Below are 19,781 nucleotides of genomic sequence, written 5' to 3'. Positions count from 1 at the left end.
GTGATACCTGTCACAGATCACCTGCCCGGGCGCGCGCCCGGGCAGGGCTCGCCTCACGCGTCGGGTATCGGCAGCGGCCTGCGCTCGATCGCGGCGGCCATCACGTCGGGGAAGAGGTCCGGGGTGCAGGCGAATGCCGGGGCGCCGAGAGCGGCCAGCGCGGCGGCGTGCTCGCGGTCGTACGCGGGGGCGCCCTCGTCGGAGAGGGCGAGCAGGGCCACGAACTGGACGCCCGAGGCCTTCATCGCGGCGACCCGCTTCAGCATCTCGTCCCGTATCCCGCCCTCGTAGAGATCGCTGATCAGCACGACGACGGTGTCGGCGGGACGGGTGATCTGCGCCTGGCAGTACGCGAGGGCCCGGTTGATGTCGGTGCCACCGCCGAGCTGGGTGCCGAACAGGACATCGACGGGGTCGTCCAGCTGATCGGTGAGGTCGACGACAGCGGTGTCGAAGACGACCAGGCGGGTGGCGATCGAGCGCATCGAGGCGAGCACGGCGCCGAAGACGGAGGCGTAGACGACCGATGCGGCCATCGACCCCGACTGGTCGATGCAGAGCACGACGTCCTTCTTCACACCCCGCGCCGCCCGCCCGTACCCGACGAGGCGCTCGGGAACGACGGTGTTGTACTGCGGCAGGTAGTTCTTGAGGTTGGCCCTGATCGTGCGGTCCCAGTCGATGGAGTGGTGGCGGGGGCGGCTGACGCGGGCGCTGCGGTCGAGGGCGCCGGTGAGGGTGGCCCTGGTGCGGATGGCGAGCCGCTTCTCCAGGTCCTCGACGACCTTGCGCACCACGGCGCGCGCGGTCTCCCGCGTGGTGTCGGGCATCGCCTTGTTGAGCGAGAGCAGGGTGCCGACGAGGTGGACGTCGGCCTCGACGGCCTCCAGCATCTCCGGTTCGAGGAGCAGCGCGGCGAGGCCGAGCCGTTCGATGGCGTCGCGCTGCATGACCTGCACCACGGAGCTCGGGAAGTACGTACGGATGTCGCCGAGCCAGCGCGCGACGGACGGCGCGGACGCACCGAGCCCGGCGCCGCGGTCCTTCGCCGTGCCCTTGCCGTTCTTGCCGTTCTGACCGTTGTTGCCGTTGCCGGCCCCGCCGTAGAGGGCGGTCAGGGCGCCGTCCATCGCGGCGTCCTGCCCGGTGAGCTCCCGGCCGGTACCGTCGGCGCCGGGCTCCCCGCCGAGCACAAGACGCCAGCGCCGCAGCCGCTCGTCGTCACTTGGTCGCGTGCTGGTCGTCATCTGCCCACCTCCACGGGGTAGTTGAAGCCTTCAGAGCTGTTGAAGCCTTCAGGGTTGTTGGAGTCTTCCAAGCCGCGTGAGCCATCGAGGTCGTCGGGTCCGTGAGGGCCGTCGGGTCCGGCAAGGGCGTCGATTCCTTTCAGTACGTCAGGATCGGTGAGGGCGCCGGTGTGATCGCGGGCGGCCGCCGCGGAGGGCGCGGCCATGCCCGAGGTTTCGGCTCGGCGGCCGTGGCCGTGTGATCCGTCCCGGCCGAGGAGCAGGGCCAGGAGCGGCAGTACGGCGTCGGCGCGCGCGGCGTCGAGGGCGGCGCCGAAGCCGGGGGCGGCGGCGTCCGCGGGCGCGGTGCGCACCGTGGACCCGCGCCGCGCCAACTCCCCCAGGGCGCGCCGCACACCGGCCTCGTAGGCGGCGAACGTGCGGCGCAGCAGCGGCAGTACGTCGGTGAACGCCTCCGGGGTCACGCTCGTCAGCCAGCCGTCGACCAGGGCGCGCAGCCGGTCGTCGTGGACCAGCAGCATGCCGCCGCCCGATGCGCCGCCGACGAACCCCTCGATCCACGCGGCCGCGTCGGCGGGTGCCGTGCCCGGAGAGAACGCGAGTCCCATGTACCGGGCGGCTTCCTCGCTCTCGACGCGCCCGTCGTCGAGGAGCAGCCGTACGGCGCGGCCGCGGAGCACGCCGGGCACGGTGTCCCGCGCGGCGAGCCGGGCGAGCATCGCGGACCAGCGTTCGCGCAGCGCGCCCGCACCGGGGCCGACCGGCCCGGTCGGGTCGGTCGGGTCGGTCGGGTCGGTCGGGTCGGTCGGGTCGGTCGGGTCGGTCGGGTCGGTCGGGTCGCCGAGGAGACAGATCGAGGCGTGGACGGCGTCGAGGTGCGTACGCATCTCAGCCGCGCCTTCGGCGTCGAGGCCGGCGCAGGCAGGCGGCAGGCCCACGCAGATCCGGTCGGCGAGGCCCCATGCGACCTCGGCGAGGCCGGCGGCGGGGGTGCCGCGGACATCGCCGTAGCGCAGGGTGCGGGCGAGGGCCGGCAGGGCCTGCGCGAGATGGGCGACGTCCGTGTCGAGCGCGGCCCGGTCGGCGAGGGCACGCATCACCACCGGCAGCGCGCCCGGCAGTTCGGCCGCGAGGCAGCGCTCCGCGAGGGTGGCGAGCGCGCCGAGGGCGGTCGTGGCGACGGCGTCCGACTCCGCCTTCGCGGTGGCGGCGGCCTCCACGGTGGTGCCCCAGACCCCGGCCTCGGCGACCCGCACCGACAGCTCGGGCTCCCAGCGCAGCCGCCAGTTCTCCCGGAAGGTGCCGGTGGAGCGGGCCCGGGCCTGCTCGCCCCAGCCGATGCCGAGCAGCCGCAGCCGGTGCAGCAGCCGGCTTCGCCCCGCGTCGGTCTCCTTGCGCAGATCGAGCTCCACCTCCCGCTCCAGCGCCTCGGGTTTGAGCCGCAGGCTCCGCTGGGCCCGTACGAGATCGCGCTGGAGCGGCACGGCCGGGGCGGTGTCGGGCACCTCCCCGAGGACATCGCCCACGATGAGACGGTCCTGGATGAGGGCGAGCGGCACGTCGGACCCCTCGCACATCACGGCCCGTATGGCGTCCATGGTCTCGGCGAGGCCGGGCAGCGGGCGTCCGCGCATCGCGGCAAGCGTCTCCGCGAGCCGGACGGCCTCGATGACATGGGCCGACGAGACGAGGCGGTCCTCGGCGCGGAGCAGCCCGGCCACCTTGGTCATCCAGCGCTCCAGGGGGCGGTCGGGGGCGCTGAAGAGGTGCCCGTACCAACCGGGCGAGTCGATCCCCGCGCCGTAGCCGCTGCGCCGGGCGAGCCTGCGGTGCGTCCAGGGCACCCAGGTCATGTCGGTCCTGACTTTGGGCAGCCCCTTGAGCAGCGCGCGGTCGGCGGCGACGGTGAACCTCCCGGCGAGCGCCGGCATGTGCCAGGCACCGCAGACAACGGCGACCCCGTTCGGCCCGAACTCCCTTGTGGCCGACCGCAGTTGCTGTCGCATGTACGCCTCGCGGACCAGATCGCGCGGGGCGCCGCCGTCGCCGTACGTCTCGCGCAGTGCGGCCATCGCCGCGCCGAGCGCGGCGAACGGCGCCCGAGGGTCCCCCGCGGTGTCCCGGTGCTCGACCACGTCCTCCCACCAGCGCTCCGGATCGTCGTATCCGGCGGCCTCGGCGAGCGCGCCGATCGGGTCGATCGGGTCGACGGGGTCGGGCACCGGGGCGCCCTCGGCGTCGGGCAACGGGCCGCCCTCGGCGGGGACCGAGGCCGTGGGAAGCTCCGGGTCCGGGCCCGGGCCCGTCGGGTGGCTCTCCATCGCGAGCGAATGGGCGGCGGGCAGGTCGATGAAGCGGACCTCGGCGCCGTGGGCGAGCGCCCAGCGGATCGCGACCCACTCCGGCGAGAACTCGGCCATCGGCCAGAACGCGGCCCGTCCCGGGTCATCGACGACATGGGCGAGCAGCGCGACCGGCGGACGCATGGCCTCGTCGGCGGCGAGCGCCAACAGAGCGTTGCCCTCGGGAGGCCCCTCGACGAGCACGGCGCGCGGCATGGCGGACTCCAGCGCGGCACGCACCGCCCGGGCCGAGCCGGGCCCGTGATGACGCACGCCGAGCAGCAGTGGTCCTTCCGCGCCGGCCGGGACGGCGCCCGGCTCGGGCGCCGTCATACCGTCACCTCGCGGCAGGCGCGGTAGAAGTCCTTCCAGCCGTCCCGCTCGCGGACCACCGTCTCCAGGTACTCCTGCCAGATGACGCGGTCCGCGGCCGGATCGCGCACCACGGCCCCGAGGATGCCCGCGGCCACGTCGCCGGACCTGAGCACCCCGTCGCCGAAGTGGGCGGCGAGCGCGAGACCGCCGGTGACGACGGAGATCGCCTCGGCCGTGGAGAGCGTCCCCGAAGGGGATTTGAGCTTGGTACGGCCGTCGATGGTCACCCCCTCGCGCAGCTCGCGGAAGACGGTGACGACCCGGTGGATCTCCGCCATGCCGTCGGGGACGGCCGGCAGGTCGAGCGAGCGGCCCAGCTGGTCGACCCGGCGCGACACGATGTCCACCTCGGCATCGGCGGTGGCGGGCAGCGGCAGCACCACCGTGTTGAAGCGGCGGCGCAGGGCGCTGGACAGGTCGTTGACACCGCGGTCGCGGTCGTTGGCGGTGGCGATCAGGTTGAAGCCGCGTACCGCCTGTGTCTCCGACCCCAACTCCGGGATCGGCAGGGTCTTTTCGGACAAAATCGTGATCAGCGTGTCCTGCACGTCGGCCGGGATGCGGGTCAGCTCCTCGACGCGGGCGGTCATGCCCTGCGCCATGGCCCGCATGACGGGGCTCGGCACCAGCGCGTCCCGGCTCGGGCCGTGGGCGAGCAGTTGGGCGTAGTTCCAGCCGTAGCGGATCGCCTCCTCCGGGGTGCCGGCGGTGCCCTGCACGAGAAGGGTCGAGTCGCCGCTGACCGCGGCCGCGAGATGCTCCGACACCCAGGTCTTGGCAGTGCCGGGCACGCCGAGCAGGAGCAGTGCGCGGTCGGTTGCGAGCGTGGTGACGGCCACCTCGACGATGCGCCGCGGGCCCACGTACTTGGGGGTGATCACGGTGCCGTCGGGCAGGGTGCCGCCGAGCAGATAGGTGGCGACGGCCCACGGCGAAAGGCGCCAACGGGCCGGACGCGGGCGGTCATCGGCCGCGGCGAGCGCCGCGAGCTCGTCCGCGAAGGCGTCCTCGGCGTGCGGACGCAGGGCCTCCTGCGCCGCGCCCTCCGCGGGCGACGCGGAAGGCGCCGCAGCGCGGGCATCCGTACGCGCCGCGCCGTAGGAATCGGCGCGGGAATCGGCGGGCGATTCGGCGCGGGCGGGCTCGGTTGCGCATGCTGCCGCGCACCCGTTTTCGGACACGGTCATGGCTCCCCCTCCAGATCGTTCGACACGTTCGACCGGCTTGTGTCCCAACCGTGCACCACGCCACTGACAATGACCCCCCGACAGGGAATCGCCGCAGGTCAGAGCCGATTGTCAGTGGTCACCCGTACCGTCGGGGACATGACTCAGCAGGGGGTCCGCTGGACGGCGGAGCAGGTGCTCGCGCTGGCGCCTGACGATGCGTCACGCAAGGCGGGAAGCAGGCTCGGCGCGGCCGGGCCGTGGTCACAGGGCGGGTACGACGGATCGGGGGCGGTGTGGGGCCTGTGCAAGGGCAGCGGCTGCACGCCGTACCGGACGGTGGTGGACACGACCGGCCCCGCGTACAAGTGCAGTTGCCCGAGCCGGAAGTTCCCGTGCAAGCACGCGCTGGGGCTACTGCTGCTCTGGTCGGGCGACGAGCGGGCGGTGCCGGACGGGGCGCCGCCGGACTGGGCGGAGCAGTGGCTCGCGGGGCGCGGGCACGGGCGCGCAGGGACGGGGGAAGAGGGGAAGGAGCGTGACGCCGCACCGGCCGGCGACGGCGGCGTCGCCGACCCCTCGGCGGCCCGGCGCAGGGCCGAGAGGCGGGCGGAGCGGATCACCTCGGGGGCCAGGGAGTTGGAGCGGCGTCTCGCGGATCTGCTGCGCGGCGGCCTCGCGGCGGCGGAACGGCCCGGATACGGCCTGTGGGAGGAGACGGCGGCCCGCATGGTCGACGCCCAGGCACCCGGACTCGCCGCGCGGGTAAGGGAGTTGGGGGCAATACCGGGCTCGGGCGCAGGATGGCCGACACGGCTGCTCGAGGAGTGTGCGTTGCTGCATCTGCTCGACCGGGCCTGGCTCGGCCGGGACGCACTGCCCGAGCCGCTGGTCGCGACGGTACGCACCCGGGTCGGCGCACCCGCCCCTGCGCAGGGCCCCGCGATCCGCGACAGCTGGCAGGTCCTCGCCCAGTACGACACGGCCGACGCGAAGCTCACCACCCGCCGGATCTGGCTGCACGGAAAGGAGTCGGGCCGCTCGGCGATGGTCCTGGACTTCGGCGCCGCGGGCCGCGCCCCGGCGGTCGCCCTGCCGGTGGGCCTGGCGATCGACGCCGATCTGACGCCCTACCCGGGCGCGGGCCAGGTGCGGGCGGCCCTCGGCGAGCGCTACGCGCCCCCGGTCGCGGCCGGGGGTCCGCCACCGGGCGGCACGACGACCGAGGCGGTGGAGCGGTATGGCCGGGCGCTCCTGACCGACCCGTGGCTCGAAGCGTGCCCGGCGACGCTGACCGAGGTGATCCCGGTGCCACCGGAGGACGCCACAGGCGACTGGCAACTAGCCGACGCCAAGGGCGAGTTGGCCCTACCGGTCACCGCGCCCGGGCCCACCCGCGCCGGACTGTGGCGGCTCCTGGCGGTGTCCGGTGGCGCGCCGGTCACGGTCTTCGGCGAATGCGGCCACCGCGGTTTCACGCCGCTGGCGGTGTGGGCGGGGGGTGGAGGGGAGGCGGTGGCGCTGACGTGAGGGGATGGGTCGGCGGGGGCGTGCTCGGGCTGGGGCCGACGGGGCGTTCAGGCTGGGGTCGGCGGGGCGTTCAGGCTGGGGCCGGCGGGGACGTGCTCGGGCTGCCTCCGACGAGGTGGGTCAGCGGGGGCGCGCAGGTCGGCGCAGCCGGCACGGCGCGGCGTCGGTGGATCGACAACGACAGAAGACGCACGTCGGAAGACGGAAGACTGCGGAACGAGGGAGCCGATGACCAGTACCGGAGCCAGCACGACCACCAATACCGATACCGAGACCGATGCCGAGACCGATATCGGAGCCCTTGCCCATGTCGATGCCTACTCGGACATCGAGGCGGGAATCCATGCGGATGCCGGCCCGCGCTCCTGGGACGAGTTGGTGACCGCGGCGCTTCTCGGTACCGAGCGGCGCCCGGCGGCAGGCACCCCGGAGCAGGTTCTCGACGCCGCGGTGACCCGGACCGTACGGCGCAGGGCGGGGCTGGTCCCGGCGGCCGCGGGCGGGCTTCCGAGCGCCGCGCCGCCGGACGGGCGCCCAGCGCTGCCGGACGCGGCCCGGCGTCGCCTGGCACTTCTCCTCGCGGACCGTTCCGCACCCGCCCACGCAGGCGGCCGGCGCGGGAGCGCACCCGATCTCGGCGAGCTTCTTCCGCAATGGCTGGCCCTGGCGAACGAGCGAGGCCTGCGTCCGCCGGCGGAGCTGATGCCGGCGCTGCTCGACGCGGCACGCGCCCGCACGGATCTGCGGCCCCAGGCCCTCGCCTTCGCGGGGCCGGGCGGACTGTGGCTCGCCCGGTTCAACCCGGAGTGGCGCTTCGCCCTGCGCGGCGCGTCGGGCGGGGTGGCGCTACCCGACCTCGCGGACGTCGAGGTCGTACAACTCCTTTGGGACGAGGGGCTGTTCGCCGAGCGGGTGACGCTGCTCGGGGCGGTGCGGGCGGGCGACCCGGAGGCGGGGCGGCGTCTGCTCGCGGGGACATGGACGACAGAGCGGGCCGAGGACCGGCTGATGTTTCTGGACTCGCTGCGCTGCGGACTGTCGTCGGCGGACGAGCCGTTCCTGGAGCGGGCCCTGGCCGACCGGAGCCGCAACGTGCGGGCGACGGCGGCGGAGCTGCTCTCGGCGTTGCCCGGTTCGGCGCTCGCGGCGCGCATGGCGCGGCGTGCGGCGTCATGCGTGTCCCTGGACCGCACGGGGGGCCGTACGGGGGGCTGCGCGGGCGACGGGGCGGGCGACGGGGCGGCGATATCGGTGGAGGCGCCACATGAGTGTGACGCCGAGATGCAGCGGGACGGGATCGCCGCGAGGCCGCCGGCCGGACGGGGTGAACGGTCGTGGTGGCTGGGCCAGTTGGTGGAGTCCGCACCGCTCGGCAGCTGGGCAGCACGGCTGGGCGGGCGGAGCGCCGAGGAGATCGTGGCGCTGCCCGTGGCGGACGAGTGGGGTGCGGAACTGCACGCGGCGTGGTGCCGGGCGGCGGTGCGGCAGGGGAACGCGGAGTGGTCCCGGGCGCTGCTCGGCTCCCCGTCGGCGCCGCCCGGGGAGGGCGCGGGCACGGGCTCCCTCGCGGGGCGGGCCAAGCTTTTGTCCGTCCTTCCGCAGGACGAACGGGCGGACTGGGTGGCCCGGTTCATAGCCGCGCACGGGTTGTCGGAGGCGTTTCAGCTGCTCGGGGGGTGTGTGGTCCCGTGGGCGGGGGCGCTGGGGCGGGCCGTGGTGGACGCGCTGGAGATCGCCCGGGATGCGGGCAGTTACCCGTGGAGCTTCAGCGGGGTCATGGGCCTGGCCGAGCGCTGCCTCGATCCTGCGGAGTCGCACCGGCTGGAGGCGCTGACGGCTACGCCGCCGGAGGAGGAGGGGGCTTCGCCGGGGGCGGGGGGGTATTGGGCCGAGGCGTTCCAGCGGCTGGTCGCCACGTTGTCGCTGCGCGCGGCGATGCGAGCCGAACTGTCCGCCTAGCCTCCATCCGCGCAGTTCCTCGCGCCTCTCCCCCGGCGGGTTTCGGGAAGGGGTGGGGCAGGGCCCCCGGGGCCCGGGGCGGAGCACCGGAGGCCCGGCCGTCGCCTGCGGACCGTGCGTGGCTGGTCGCGCAGTTCCCCGCGCCCCTGTAGGGCACCCGGTGCCGAGCGGTCGCGCCCGCCACGGCACAGCCGCACAAACTCACAACCCCGCACCCCTGTAGGGCACCCCGTACCGACCAGCCGCCCCCACCACGGCACAGCCGCACAAACTCACAGCCCCGCACCCCTGGTGGTGGAGCACCTGGTGCCGAGAGGTCGCGATCGCCGGGGCGGAGACGGGGTTCGGGGGTGGGTCAGGCTCCTGCGGGCTGGCGGACGTTCGCGTTGACCCAGGTCACGATCGCCCCCGTGGTCGCCCCGGGCGTGAAGATCTCCGCCACGCCGAGCTCCTTCAGCGGCGGGATGTCCGCCTCGGGGATGATGCCGCCGCCGAAGACCTTGATGTCCTCCGCGTCCCGCTCCTTCAGGAGTTCGATGACCTTCGCGAACAGCGTGTTGTGCGCCCCGGAGAGGATGGAGAGACCGATCGCGTCGGCGTCCTCCTGGATCGCGGTGTCCACGATCTGCTCGGGCGTCTGGTGCAGCCCGGTGTAGATGACCTCCATGCCGGCGTCACGCAGCGCCCGCGCGATGACCTTGGCCCCGCGGTCGTGACCGTCGAGCCCCGGCTTGGCCACCACCACGCGGATCGGACCAGTTACACCCATCACTGCCTCCACATGTCCCACCTGCGCACCCCGCGCCAAAGAGCCGGGGAAGTGAACGAACGTTATCCACAGCATCCCGCACCCCGCCGTTTCGCGGTGGGGAGGGAGGGGGAAATCACACGTGGGACACGTTCGTTTTGCACCGTACCCGCATGAGTCGGCCCTCGGCAGTAGCCGGAGCGCCCTCCCATCCGGTCGGGCGCGGCGCAAGGGGAGCCGCTACGAAGGCGCCGCACCACCGTGCTGCCAGCCGCGCAGCACGGTGGTCCGGCCCTCGCTTTTTCGGGGCCGGTCCCGGCGGCGGCCCTTCACCGGCGGAGCCCCATGAGCGCATACGGGGGACGCCAGTGGCCTTCCGTATGCCATTCGGGAGGTCGCCGCCGTGCCGGTCTTGTCGCTCTTACCGCTCGCCCTGCCACCACTTCTGCGCCGGGCCTGGCTGTCGGCGGCGCTGATCCGCGCCACCGCGCTCGACCTGGCGGTGCTCGCCGGGCACCTGCTCCTCTATCCCTCGGGCCTGACACCGGAGCGCCGCCCCGTGACCGACCCCGCCGCCACACCGCAGCTGCCCACCTCGGGCCGGTCGCACCCGCCCGTGGTCCTGCTGCACGGCTTCATCGACAACCGTTCCGTCTTCGTTCTGCTGCGCCGCTCGTTGGCCCGGCACGGATGGCGCCATCTGGAATCCCTCAACTACTCGCCGCTGACCGTCGACATCAGGGTCGCCGCCGAGCTGCTCGGCCGCCATGTCGAGGACATCTGCTCCCGCACCGGCCACGCCGAGGTGGACATAGTGGGCCACAGCCTGGGCGGTCTGATAGCCCGCTACTACGTGCAGCGGCTGGGCGGTGACGCACGGGTCCGTACGCTCGTCACCCTGGGCACCCCGCACTCCGGGACCCGCTCGGCACACCTCGCGTACGCGCACCCGATCGTGCGGCAGATGTGCCCCGGATCCGAGCTCATCAAAGAGCTGCGCGCCCCCGCGCCCGGCATCCGCACCCGCTTCGTGAGCTTCTGGAGCGACCTCGACACGCTGATGGTCCCGGTCGGTACGGCCCGCCTCGACCACCCCGATCTGCTCGCCCAGAACATCCGGGTGACCGGAATCGGCCACCTGGCCATGCCGGTTCACCCCGCCGTAGCGGCCGGGGTGCGCCAGGCGCTCACCGCGGGCGAGCCGGAATCGGCCGACCAGGACGCGTTCTCGGTCGCGTGAGCCCGGCACGACCAGCACCGGAGCTCGTCGGGGCGTTCCCACTTCCTCATGGCCGGATGACATCCCTCGCACACCGAACACACGTCGAACGCATCTCGAACGCAGGGCCAAGGCTCTTCCCATAGCCCGCCGAAAGGCGGCCGATTGCCCGTTTCCCGCGATCTCGGAACCCACCGAAGATTGTCGGTGTCGCGTACCGCCGGGTACAGTCACGCCACTGCTGCCCCCGGGACCCCCACCCCAGTGGGGACCCCGGCCGCAGGTTCTGTTGCCGAGGCGAGAGAGAAGTTGGTGACTGACCAGCACGCCCACGCCGGGTACGTCGGACACGACGATTACCCCAGCGGCAGCAACGACCCTGGCGGCAGCGGCCCCCACGCGCACAGCACCGGCGGCTTCGACGTCGATCCGCTCTTCGGGGCGATGCAGGACGCGCCGCAGGACGGGCTGCGAGGCGGTACTCGGGGCGGCATGCGGGGCGGGCAGAGCGCTCCGGCCGGTCCCACCGCACCGAGCGGCTACGCGGCAGGCCACACAGGCCAGTTCGACACCGGCGCGCTCCACACCGGCACCTTCGACACGGGAACGCACCCCACCGGCACGCACCACACCGGCGCCTTCACCTCCCCGTACGACACCACCGGCCAGTGGACCGTTCCGGCCCAGGCGACGGCGTACGAACCGGACGGCGCGACCGGCACGCACCACACCGGCCAGCTCGACTCCGGCTCGCACCACACCGGCTCGCACCACACCGCCCAGTTCGACACCGGCACTTTCCCCGCCAGCACCTTCGACACCGGCACCTTCCCCACCGGCGCGTTCCACACGGGCACTTCGCACGACGGCGCCGCCCACACGGGCGCCGCGCACACCGGCACCGCGCACACCGGCGCGACCCAGACCGGCGTGTTCGACACCGGGCAGTTCGACACCGGCAGCTTCGACACGACGGGCCAGTGGGACGCCAACGCCTGGAGTCAGGCGCAGGACACCGGCCAGTGGGACGCCGGCGTCTTCGCGTCCGCGTACGACACCACCGGTCAGTGGGCGGTGCCCGGCACGCACGCCGACACCGGGACCTACGACGCAACCGCGTGGAACGCGGCGCCGGCCCCGCAGGCGGCCCCGACCCCGACCAGACCGCACCCCGAGCCCCAACTCGCCTACGAGACAGCCGAGTTCCCCCAGGTGGAACAGGATGAGCTCGCGGAGGCGGTCGGTTCCGAGGGACGGGACCGGGACCGGGAGCCCGGCACGCTGGGCGACGCCCTCGGTGGCCCCGCCGGTGACGCGCCCGGCAACGAGAGCGCGGAGCTGCCCCATGGGGCGATCCCGGGTTCGCGGGCCGAGGCACGGCGCGCCGGGAACCGTCGGCGGCGTACCCCCGCCAAGCGGTCGGCGCTGCTCACGGTCGCGGTGCCGTCCGTGTGTGTGATGGGGGTCGCCGGTGTCGCGGTGGCTTCGGTGGGCGGGCTCGGCGGCGGCAAGGACGAGGGCGCCGCCGTGATGGCCGCGTCCGACCCGGCGTCGGTCAAGCCGGTCGCCGCCAACAAGAACCTCGACACCCAGCTCGCCAATCTGAGCGCCGACGCGAACAGCTTCGCCGACCGGGCCAGCCGGACGCAGGAACGTATCGACCTCAAGGCCCGCCAGGACGCGGACAAGAAGAAAAAGGAGGAGGCGGCCGCCGCGAAGGAGGCCGCGCGCCCCAAGTTCGTCCTGCCGGTGACGCAGAAGGGGCTGAGCGCGTACTACGGGCAGGCCGGCGTCAACTGGATGTCGGTGCACACCGGCATCGACTTCCCGGTCTCGATGGGGACCCCCGTGATGTCGGCGATCGACGGCACCGTCCGCACCCAGTGGAACAGCGCCTACGGCAACATGGCCATAGTGACCGGCGCCGACGGCACGGAGACCTGGTACTGCCACCTGTCCAGCACCAAGATCCGCTCGGGTCCGGTGAAGGCAGGCGAGGTCATCGCGTACTCGGGCAGTTCCGGCAACTCCACCGGGCCGCACCTCCACTTCGAGGTGCGACCGCACGGCGGCTCGTCGATAGACCCCCTGCCGTGGCTGCGCAGCCACGGCTTGGACCCGACGTAGCCCCGACGTAACGCGGAACCCGCCTGCCCGCCTACAACTTCTCGACCGGCGCGTACCGCAGCAGCAGCTTCTTCGGGCGTTCGTCGCCGAAGTCGATCGTGGCCTGCGCGTCCGAGCCGGAGCCCGTCACCGTCATCACGGTGCCCAGGCCGAACTGGTCGTGGGTGACGCGGTCGCCGACCGACAGCGCGATCACCGGCTTGTCGCTGCCGCGCCGCGTCGCGAAGCCCGAGGGGCCCGACTTGGAGCGCGACGACGACAGCGAATTGCCGATGCCGCCGCCGAGCGACTTGCCGGACACCGGGCCCGCGGGCGCGGCCATCGGCCCCGTCCGCTTCCACTCCAGATGCGCGACCGGGATCTCTTCCAGGAAGCGCGACGCCGGGTTGTACGAGGGCTGTCCCCAGGCGCTGCGCATCGAGGAACGGGTGAGATACAGCCGCTCGCGGGCGCGCGTGATGCCGACGTAGGCGAGGCGGCGCTCCTCTTCGAGCTCCTTGACCTGGCCGAGCGCCCGCATGTGCGGGAAGACGCCGTCCTCCATGCCGGTGAGGAACACGACGGGGAATTCGAGGCCCTTGGCGGTGTGGAGCGTCATCAGGGTGATGACTCCCGAGCCGTCCTCATCCTCGTCGGGGATCTGGTCGGAGTCGGCGACCAGGGCGACCCGTTCCAGGAACTCGGCGAGGGTGCCCGTGACCGCGCCTTCTCCGCCCTCGACCTGGCTGCGCTCCTGCTCGAACTCCAGGGCCACGGCGGCCAGTTCCTGGAGGTTCTCGATGCGGGTCTCGTCCTGCGGGTCGGTCGAGGCCTGCAACTCCGCCAGGTAACCGGTCCGTTCGAGGACGGCTTCGAGGACGACGGCGGGGCCCGCGCCCGATTCGACGATCGTACGGAGCTCCTCCATCAGCGTGTTGAAGCGCTTGACGGCGTTGGCCGAGCGAGCGGCCATGCCGTACGCCTCGTCGACGCGGCGCAGCGCCTGCGGGAAGGTGATCTTCTCGCGCAGCGACAGGGCGTCGATCATGGCTTCGGCGCGGTCGCCGATGCCGCGCTTGGGCACGTTGAGGATGCGGCGCAGTGGGACGGTGTCCTCGCCGTTGGACAGGACGCGCAGATAGGCCAGGACGTCCCTGACCTCCTTGCGCTCGTAGAAGCGGACGCCGCCGACGACCTTGTAGGGCAGGCCGACCCGGATGAAGATCTCTTCGAAGACTCGGGACTGCGCGTTGGTGCGGTAGAACACCGCGACGTCGCCCGCCTTGGCGTCGCCCTTGTCGGTGAGCCGGTCGATCTCGTCGGCGACGAACTGCGCCTCGTCGTGCTCGGTGTCGGCGACGTACCCGGCGATCCGGGCACCGGGCCCGGCGTCGGTCCACAGGTTCTTGGGGCGGCGGCCCTCGTTGCGCTCGATCACCGCGTTGGCGGCGGACAGGATCGTCTGGGTGGAGCGGTAGTTCTGCTCCAGGAGGATCGTCGTCGCGTTCGGGTAGTCCTCCTCGAACTGGAGGATGTTGCGGATCGTCGCGCCGCGGAAGGCGTAGATCGACTGGTCGGCGTCGCCCACCACGCACAGCTCACCCGGTGCCTGCGCCTCGCCGGAGGGGCCCACCAGTTCCCGTACGAGGGTGTACTGGGCGTGGTTGGTGTCCTGGTACTCGTCGACCAGAACGTGCCGGAAACGCAGCCGGTAGTGCTCGGCCACGTCCGGGAAGGCCTGGAGCAGGTGGACCGTGGTCATGATGATGTCGTCGAAGTCGAGCGCGTTGGCCTCGCGCAGCCTCGCCTGGTACAGCGTGTAGGCCTGGGCGAGCGTCTTCTCGAAACCGTCGGCGGCCTGGCCGCTGAAGGTCTCCTCGTCGATGAGCTCGTTCTTGAGGTTGGAGACCTTGGCGCTGAACGCCTTCGGCGGGAACTTCTTGGGGTCCAGGTCGAGGTCGCGGCAGACCAGCGCCATCAGACGCTTGGAGTCGGCGGCGTCGTAGATCGAGAACGATGAGGTGAAGCCGAGCTTCTTCGACTCGCGGCGCAGGATGCGCACGCACGCGCTGTGGAAGGTCATGACCCACATCGCGTTGGCCCGCGGGCCCACCAGCTGCTCGACGCGTTCCTTCATCTCGCCGGCGGCCTTGTTGGTGAAGGTGATCGCGAGGATCTGGCCGGGGTGCACCCCGCGGGTCGCCAGGAGGTGGGCGATGCGGTGGGTGAGCACCCGGGTCTTGCCGGAGCCGGCGCCCGCGACGATGAGCAGCGGGGAGCCCGCGTGGACCACGGCGGCGCGCTGCTGTTCGTTGAGCCCCTCCAAGAGGGCCGCGCCGTCGATCGCGGGGCGCGGGGCGCCGCCGCGGTAGTACGCGTCGCGGTCCACGGGCGCGTCGAACCGGCCCCCGAACAGGTCGTCCGGCACCGCTTCCGGTGCGTGCGACTCCTCGGGCGGCGGCGGGTGCTCCTCCTGCGAGGGCTGGAGGTCCGCCAGGAAGCTGTCGTCAAAGAGGCTGCTCATCGTCTCCCGAGTCTAGGCCGCCCCTCTGACACCGTGGCCCCGCCTTGGAAATACGGTGCCCCCGCCCTCGGGAACCCGGGCGGGAACGCGGCCCCCAGGGACCGTGATCCGGCCCGGAAGGCCGGAAGTGCCGGAACCCGGTCTCAGTGCCAGAGCAGCGCGATGAAGATGTTCACCACGGTGAGGGCGCCGACCGCGCCGAAGACGGGCTTGGCGATCTTCTCGTCGTCCCGCTTCACATAGACCAGGCCGAGGATGACGATCAGGACGGCGAGCTTCACGCCGATCTTGAGGGTGTTCACGCTCTCGTCATTGGCCTGGCTGAGGCCGACCAGGGCGACGCCGGTGACCAACATGGTCAGGGCGCCGTGCAGCATCCCGGGGACGAAGCGGGCGGTGCCCGCGCTCATCGCCTTCATCTGCGTGAGGAATCCGCCGAGCAGCGCGGCGATGCCGATGATGTGCAGGCCGACGACGACATTGATGAGTACGTCCATGGCCCGGAGCCTAATTCCCGCTTATCAGGCTCCTTGCGGCGGGTGGGGCCCAACCGGCACTTCGGTCACAGCAGGCGCACAGTCCGGGGGCCAACGTCCCGGCTCCGGTCGAATCCGGTCGGCACGACGCCGGAAAGCGGCACTTCCGGTCATGACCTCGCTGGGCCGTGTCGCCCAGGTTTAGCGTCCTTGCCCAGGTGGCCGACTCCCCACCTCCGTCGCACCGCTGGACGGCTGTCGGTCACCCCGCCGAAAGGTCCGGCGGCGGGCCGCTCCCCCTGTGCGGTCCGTCGTCGGAACGGCTCCCCTCCCGGGGCGCCGCAGCGCGCAAGCACTGCCGTACGGAAGGACGTGAAGGCCCTCGTGGCTGCGCACCGAAAGCCCAAGCAGCATCCGCTCACCGGTCCCGCCGCCCGCACCGCCGCGACGCTCGCCCTGGCGTCGGCGGCCACCGCGACCCTCTTCGAGGGGGCCGGGCACGCGGATCCGAAGCTCACACCGGCTCAGGTAAAGGCCAAGGTCGACCAGCTGTACCACGACGCGGAGGTCGCGACGGAGGCGTACGACGGGACGAAGGAGGAGGCGGACGCGGCCGAGCGTTCGCTGAACGCGCTGCGGGACGAGGCCGCGCGCAAGACCCAGCAGCTCAACACGGCGCGCACCGCGCTCGGCTCCCTCGCGGCCGCGCAGTACCGCGGCGGAACCGTCGCTCCGGAGCTCCAGCTGTTCCTGTCGTCCAACCCGACGCGGTTCCTGGACGACGCCGCGCTCGCCCAGCACGCCGGGGACCGGACCGCGATCGCCGTCGCCGGGGTGCGCAAGCAGCTCTCCGAGCTCGACCGGCTGCACTCCACCGCCGACACCAAACTCACCGAGCTGCGCGGCCGCCAGTCGACGCTGCAGAAGCAGAAGAGCGACATCCAGTCGAAGATCACCTCGGCCGAGGATCTGCTCGCCCAGCTCAGCCGACCCGAGCGTGCGGCCTACGAGCAGGCCGACGCGGCGCCCGCCGACGCGCGGGCCAGCCGGTCGTCGGACATCCCGCGCGGGCCCGTCGCGGCCGCGCCCACCTCACGTGCCGCGGCCGCCGTCGCCTTCGCTTACGGTGCGCTCGGCAAGCCGTACGTCTGGGGCGCGACGGGTCCCTCGTCCTTCGACTGCTCGGGCCTGACCCAGGCCGCCTGGCGTTCGGCCGGGGTGCAGCTGCCGCGGACCACGTACACACAGATCAACGCGGGAACCCCGGTAACACGTTCCCAACTCACCCCGGGTGACCTGGTGTTCTTCTACTCGGGCATCAGCCACGTCGGGCTCTACATCGGCGGCGGCAACATGATCCACGCGCCGCACCCGGGGGCTCCGGTGCGCGTCGCGCCGGTCGACGAGATGCCGTTCGCCGGGGCGGTGCGGCCCGCGTGAGGGTGCGGATGCGGATGCGGATGCGGATGCGGGTGCGGGTGCGGGTGCGGATGCGGATGCGGATGTGGGTGCGGATGTGGGTGACGGGCATCAGCTGACGCCCGTTCGGCCCCCCGTCAGACCCCGCGTCCGGCGGCGGGTTCGGCGCCCGCGCCCATCTCCTTGGTCAGCCAGCGGAAGACGTCGGGGACCTGGGCCTTCCATACCGAGCTGGCGTGGCCGCCGCCGTTGAGCCTCACCACGGTCACCGCGGTGGGCGCCTTGGCGGCCTTCTTCAGGGCGAGCCCGTCGCTGTAACCGTCCTTCTGCTCTCCGGAGGCGAACAGCGAGACGCGCGGCGGTGTCGCAGCGTGCTTGAGGATCCACAGCGGGTTGGACTCCGTGCGCAGTTTGGGGTCCTTCGCGGTGATCGAGTCCTTCTCGGCGGCCGGGTCGTTGTAGCCGGACAGGGTGACGCCGGCCCGGTAACGGTCGGGGTGCTCGATGGCGAGCTTGGTAGCGCAGTGGGCGCCCGCCGAGTACCCGGCGACGGCCCAGCCGTCCGCGCCCGGGGTGGCACGGAAGTTGTCGGTGACCATCTTGCGGACGTCGACGCTGAGCCAGGTGTCGGCGTTGACCACGCCCGGCACGTTGGCGCAGCCGGTGTCCTTGCCGCTCAGGAGCGTGGTGCGCGGTGAGACGAGGATGAAGGGCGCGACCTCGCCGCGCTCCATCAGCGGGGTGAGCTGTTCCTGCGACTTCAGGGTGCCGAACCAGGCACCTATCGAGCCCGGGTAGCCGGGGAGCAGCTCGACGACGGGGAAGGTCTTGCCCCGGTAGGCGGGGTCGTCGTACTGCGGCGGCAGCCACACCGCCACCTCGCCCTCGACCCCGGAGACCTGCCCCTTGAGCAGGGTCTTCACGACGCCCTTGCCGACCTTGCTGGTGTACGGCTCGAACTTCTGTTTCACCTTGGGCTCGGTCGCCGTGTTCATGCCGCCGGTGCCGTCGGGGCCGAGGTCGGGGGCGGCGTTGACGTGGTCACCGCCGCCGAGCAGGTCGTCCCAGGTGTCGTAGAGGCCGTTGGCGTTGTTGACGAGCAGGAAGACCACGAGGATCGCGGTGACCTGGGCGAAGCCGAGCATGAGGAGCCGCGAGACCCAGCGGACGAACGCCGGACCGCCGATCCTGGTCCATAGGAGGAGGGGCAGCAGGAGTGCGGCCGCGGCCGCGACGATCGCGGTCACGAAGAAGGGGGTTCCGGTCAGGCTCATCACGCCCCGGAAGAGGGACGGTCGGGAGCACCAGTTGCCCACTTTGCCAGCGTTTTGCCAAAAGGTGACGCCTCGTGCCCTTTACTTCTCAGCCCGTGTGCGGTGGTGGGTTTGGGTACGTTTCGCCGCGCGCGCCGGGGCCGCCCGTGAGCTACCCGGCGCTGCGAATCCCGGTCTTCTGCGGTGCCGTCTTCTGGGGCGCGGTGTTCTGGGGGGCCGTGTTCGGGGGCGTGGCCTTCCGGGGCGCGGTGTTCTGGACGCCGCTCACCTGGGCGGACAGCCAGCGGAACACCTGGGGCACAAGCGGCTTCCACACCACGTTGAGATGGCCGCCGCCGGTTCGGTGCACCCACACCCGGGTGGGCGTCTTGGCGGCGGCGCGCAGCGCGAGCCCGTCCTCGTAGCCGTCGCCCGGCTGGCCGGTGAGGTAGAGCGAGGTGCGGGGCGGGTGCTTGGCGTGGGTGAGTATCCACAGCGGGTCGGTCTCGCGCCGCAGTACGGGATCGCCGGCGGTGATCGAGTCGGGCTCGGCGGCGGGGTCGTTGTAGCCGGACAGCGCGATCCCGGCGCGGTAGCGGTCGGGGTGTTCGACGGCGAGCTTGGCCGCGCAGTGCGCGCCGGCCGATATCCCGGCGACGGCCCATCCGTCGGGGCCGGGGACGGCACGGAAGGTGTCGGTGACCATCTTGCGGACGTCGACGCTCAGCCAGGTGTCGGCGTTGACGACGCCCGGCACGTTGGCACAGCCGGTGTCCTGGCCCCCGGCGAGCAGCGCGGTGCGCGGCGCGACCAGAATGAACGGCTTGACCTCGCCGGCCGCCATCAGCGGCCGGAGCTGCTCGGCGACGTCGAGGTTGGTGAACCAGTCCCGGGCCGAGCCGGGATGGCCGGGCAGCAGCTCGACCACGGGGAAGTCCTTGTTCTGGTACGCCGGTTCGCCGTACTGCGGTGGCAGCCACACATAGACCTCGCCCTCCGCCCCGGAGACCCGGCCGGTCAGCTGGGTGACCCGGACGCCGGCGCCCATCTCGGGGTCGCCGGCCGGGGTGAAGGTCTGCTTGATCCGCGGTTCCTCGCCGATGCGGCGGCCGCCGGTGCCGTCGGCGCCGAGGTTGGGGGCGGCCGCGACATGGCTGTCGGTGCCGAGCAGGTCGCCCCAGGTGTCGTAGAGACCGTTGGCGTTGTTGACGGCGACGAACACCACGAGGACCGCTGTCGCCTGCGCGGCGACCACCATGCCGAGCCGCAGGGCGCCGCGCACCACGACGGGCCCGCCGACCCGGTGCCACAGGAGCAGCGGCAGCAGCACGGCGAGCGCGGCCACCACGATCGTGGTGGCGAAGAAGGGCGTCCCGGTCAGGCTCATCACGTCCGGCAAGAGTGACATGAGCGCGCC

13 protein-coding genes are annotated in these 19,781 nt (G+C 72.6%); 5 read left to right on the top strand and 8 right to left on the bottom strand.

Annotation, left to right across the window (positions count from 1 at the left end; genetic code table 11):
* Positions 1-53: 53 nt before the first annotated feature.
* From AB0D31_RS16365 to AB0D31_RS16355, 3 genes are read right to left on the bottom strand one after another with little or no spacing between them, the layout of a single operon-like run.
* The gene (locus AB0D31_RS16365; protein WP_362722790.1) at positions 54-1,247 is read right to left on the bottom strand and encodes a VWA domain-containing protein; all 1,194 of its coding nucleotides are present in this window, start codon (positions 1,245-1,247) and stop codon (positions 54-56) included.
* Positions 1,244-3,922, bottom strand: a complete 2,679-nt coding sequence (locus tag AB0D31_RS16360) for a DUF5682 family protein (RefSeq protein WP_362722787.1) — start codon at positions 3,920-3,922, stop codon at positions 1,244-1,246. The genes AB0D31_RS16365 and AB0D31_RS16360 overlap by 4 nt, the downstream gene beginning before the upstream one ends.
* Entirely contained in the window at positions 3,919-5,151 is a 1,233-nt protein-coding gene (locus AB0D31_RS16355) for an AAA family ATPase (RefSeq protein ID WP_362722784.1), read from the bottom strand. Before AB0D31_RS16355 ends, AB0D31_RS16360 begins: the two co-directional genes overlap by 4 nt.
* A 138-nt stretch (positions 5,152-5,289) precedes the next feature.
* Between AB0D31_RS16355 and AB0D31_RS16350 the strand changes: the two genes are divergently transcribed.
* A complete protein-coding gene (locus AB0D31_RS16350) occupies positions 5,290-6,660 on the top strand; it encodes an SWIM zinc finger family protein (RefSeq protein WP_362722782.1) in 1,371 nt (456 codons plus the stop codon).
* A 228-nt stretch (positions 6,661-6,888) separates the two neighbouring features.
* On the top strand, positions 6,889-8,619 hold the full coding sequence (locus AB0D31_RS16345; protein ID WP_362722780.1) for a DUF5691 domain-containing protein: 1,731 nt from the start codon (positions 6,889-6,891) through the stop codon (positions 8,617-8,619).
* Positions 8,620-8,974: 355 nt separating this feature from the next.
* Here AB0D31_RS16345 and AB0D31_RS16340 read toward each other — a convergent pair whose 3' ends face one another.
* Positions 8,975-9,388 (bottom strand): cobalamin B12-binding domain-containing protein, encoded by a 414-nt coding sequence (locus AB0D31_RS16340; protein ID WP_362722778.1) that lies wholly within the window; start codon positions 9,386-9,388, stop codon positions 8,975-8,977.
* A gap of 382 nt (positions 9,389-9,770) precedes the next feature.
* Between AB0D31_RS16340 and AB0D31_RS16335 the strand changes: the two genes are divergently transcribed.
* Positions 9,771-10,607: an alpha/beta fold hydrolase gene (locus AB0D31_RS16335; protein WP_362722775.1), complete on the top strand. Its 837-nt coding sequence runs from the start codon at positions 9,771-9,773 to the stop codon at positions 10,605-10,607.
* Between the two features lie 291 nt (positions 10,608-10,898).
* The gene (locus AB0D31_RS16330; RefSeq protein WP_362722772.1) at positions 10,899-12,713 is read left to right on the top strand and encodes a M23 family metallopeptidase; all 1,815 of its coding nucleotides are present in this window, start codon (positions 10,899-10,901) and stop codon (positions 12,711-12,713) included.
* Positions 12,714-12,744: 31 nt separating this feature from the next.
* On the opposite strand, the gene pcrA is transcribed toward AB0D31_RS16330, so the two are convergent.
* Together pcrA and AB0D31_RS16320 are read right to left on the bottom strand one after the other, a co-directional pair.
* Entirely contained in the window at positions 12,745-15,216 is a 2,472-nt protein-coding gene (gene pcrA, locus AB0D31_RS16325) for a DNA helicase PcrA (protein WP_362722769.1), read from the bottom strand.
* A gap of 143 nt (positions 15,217-15,359) precedes the next feature.
* Complete coding sequence (locus AB0D31_RS16320) at positions 15,360-15,713, bottom strand: hypothetical protein (RefSeq protein ID WP_362722766.1); 354 nt, start codon at positions 15,711-15,713, stop codon at positions 15,360-15,362.
* Positions 15,714-16,076: 363 nt separating this feature from the next.
* On the opposite strand from AB0D31_RS16320, the gene AB0D31_RS16315 reads away from it, so the two are divergent.
* A complete protein-coding gene (locus tag AB0D31_RS16315) occupies positions 16,077-17,132 on the top strand; it encodes a C40 family peptidase (protein ID WP_362722763.1) in 1,056 nt (351 codons plus the stop codon).
* Positions 17,133-17,248: 116 nt separating this feature from the next.
* Here AB0D31_RS16315 and AB0D31_RS16310 read toward each other — a convergent pair whose 3' ends face one another.
* The gene (locus AB0D31_RS16310) at positions 17,249-18,385 is read right to left on the bottom strand and encodes an alpha/beta hydrolase-fold protein (RefSeq protein ID WP_362722761.1); all 1,137 of its coding nucleotides are present in this window, start codon (positions 18,383-18,385) and stop codon (positions 17,249-17,251) included.
* Between the two features lie 151 nt (positions 18,386-18,536).
* A complete protein-coding gene (locus AB0D31_RS16305; RefSeq protein ID WP_362722866.1) occupies positions 18,537-19,751 on the bottom strand; it encodes an alpha/beta hydrolase-fold protein in 1,215 nt (404 codons plus the stop codon).
* Positions 19,752-19,781 lie beyond the last annotated feature (30 nt).

Source organism: Streptomyces sp. NPDC048361 (genome assembly GCF_040651795.1).
Lineage (GTDB): Bacteria > Actinomycetota > Actinomycetes > Streptomycetales > Streptomycetaceae > Streptomyces.
The sequence above is the reverse complement of the archived record's forward strand: the minus strand, read 5'-3'. Positions and strand labels throughout refer to the sequence as shown.

What these genes read in the sequence shown, in the direction of transcription:
- AB0D31_RS16350 (WP_362722782.1), top strand. Translation starts at nt 5,290, where the DNA reads ATGACTCAGCAGGGGGTCCGCTGGACGGCGGAGCAGGTGCTCGCGCTG.
- AB0D31_RS16320 (WP_362722766.1), bottom strand. Translation starts at nt 15,713, where the DNA reads ATGGACGTACTCATCAATGTCGTCGTCGGCCTGCACATCATCGGCATC.
- AB0D31_RS16360 (WP_362722787.1), bottom strand. Translation starts at nt 3,922, where the DNA reads ATGACGGCGCCCGAGCCGGGCGCCGTCCCGGCCGGCGCGGAAGGACCA.
- pcrA (WP_362722769.1), bottom strand. Translation starts at nt 15,216, where the DNA reads ATGAGCAGCCTCTTTGACGACAGCTTCCTGGCGGACCTCCAGCCCTCG.
- AB0D31_RS16310 (WP_362722761.1), bottom strand. Translation starts at nt 18,385, where the DNA reads ATGAGCCTGACCGGAACCCCCTTCTTCGTGACCGCGATCGTCGCGGCC.
- AB0D31_RS16365 (WP_362722790.1), bottom strand. Translation starts at nt 1,247, where the DNA reads ATGACGACCAGCACGCGACCAAGTGACGACGAGCGGCTGCGGCGCTGG.
- AB0D31_RS16345 (WP_362722780.1), top strand. Translation starts at nt 6,889, where the DNA reads ATGACCAGTACCGGAGCCAGCACGACCACCAATACCGATACCGAGACC.
- AB0D31_RS16305 (WP_362722866.1), bottom strand. Translation starts at nt 19,751, where the DNA reads ATGAGCCTGACCGGGACGCCCTTCTTCGCCACCACGATCGTGGTGGCC.
- AB0D31_RS16340 (WP_362722778.1), bottom strand. Translation starts at nt 9,388, where the DNA reads ATGGGTGTAACTGGTCCGATCCGCGTGGTGGTGGCCAAGCCGGGGCTC.
- AB0D31_RS16355 (WP_362722784.1), bottom strand. Translation starts at nt 5,151, where the DNA reads ATGACCGTGTCCGAAAACGGGTGCGCGGCAGCATGCGCAACCGAGCCC.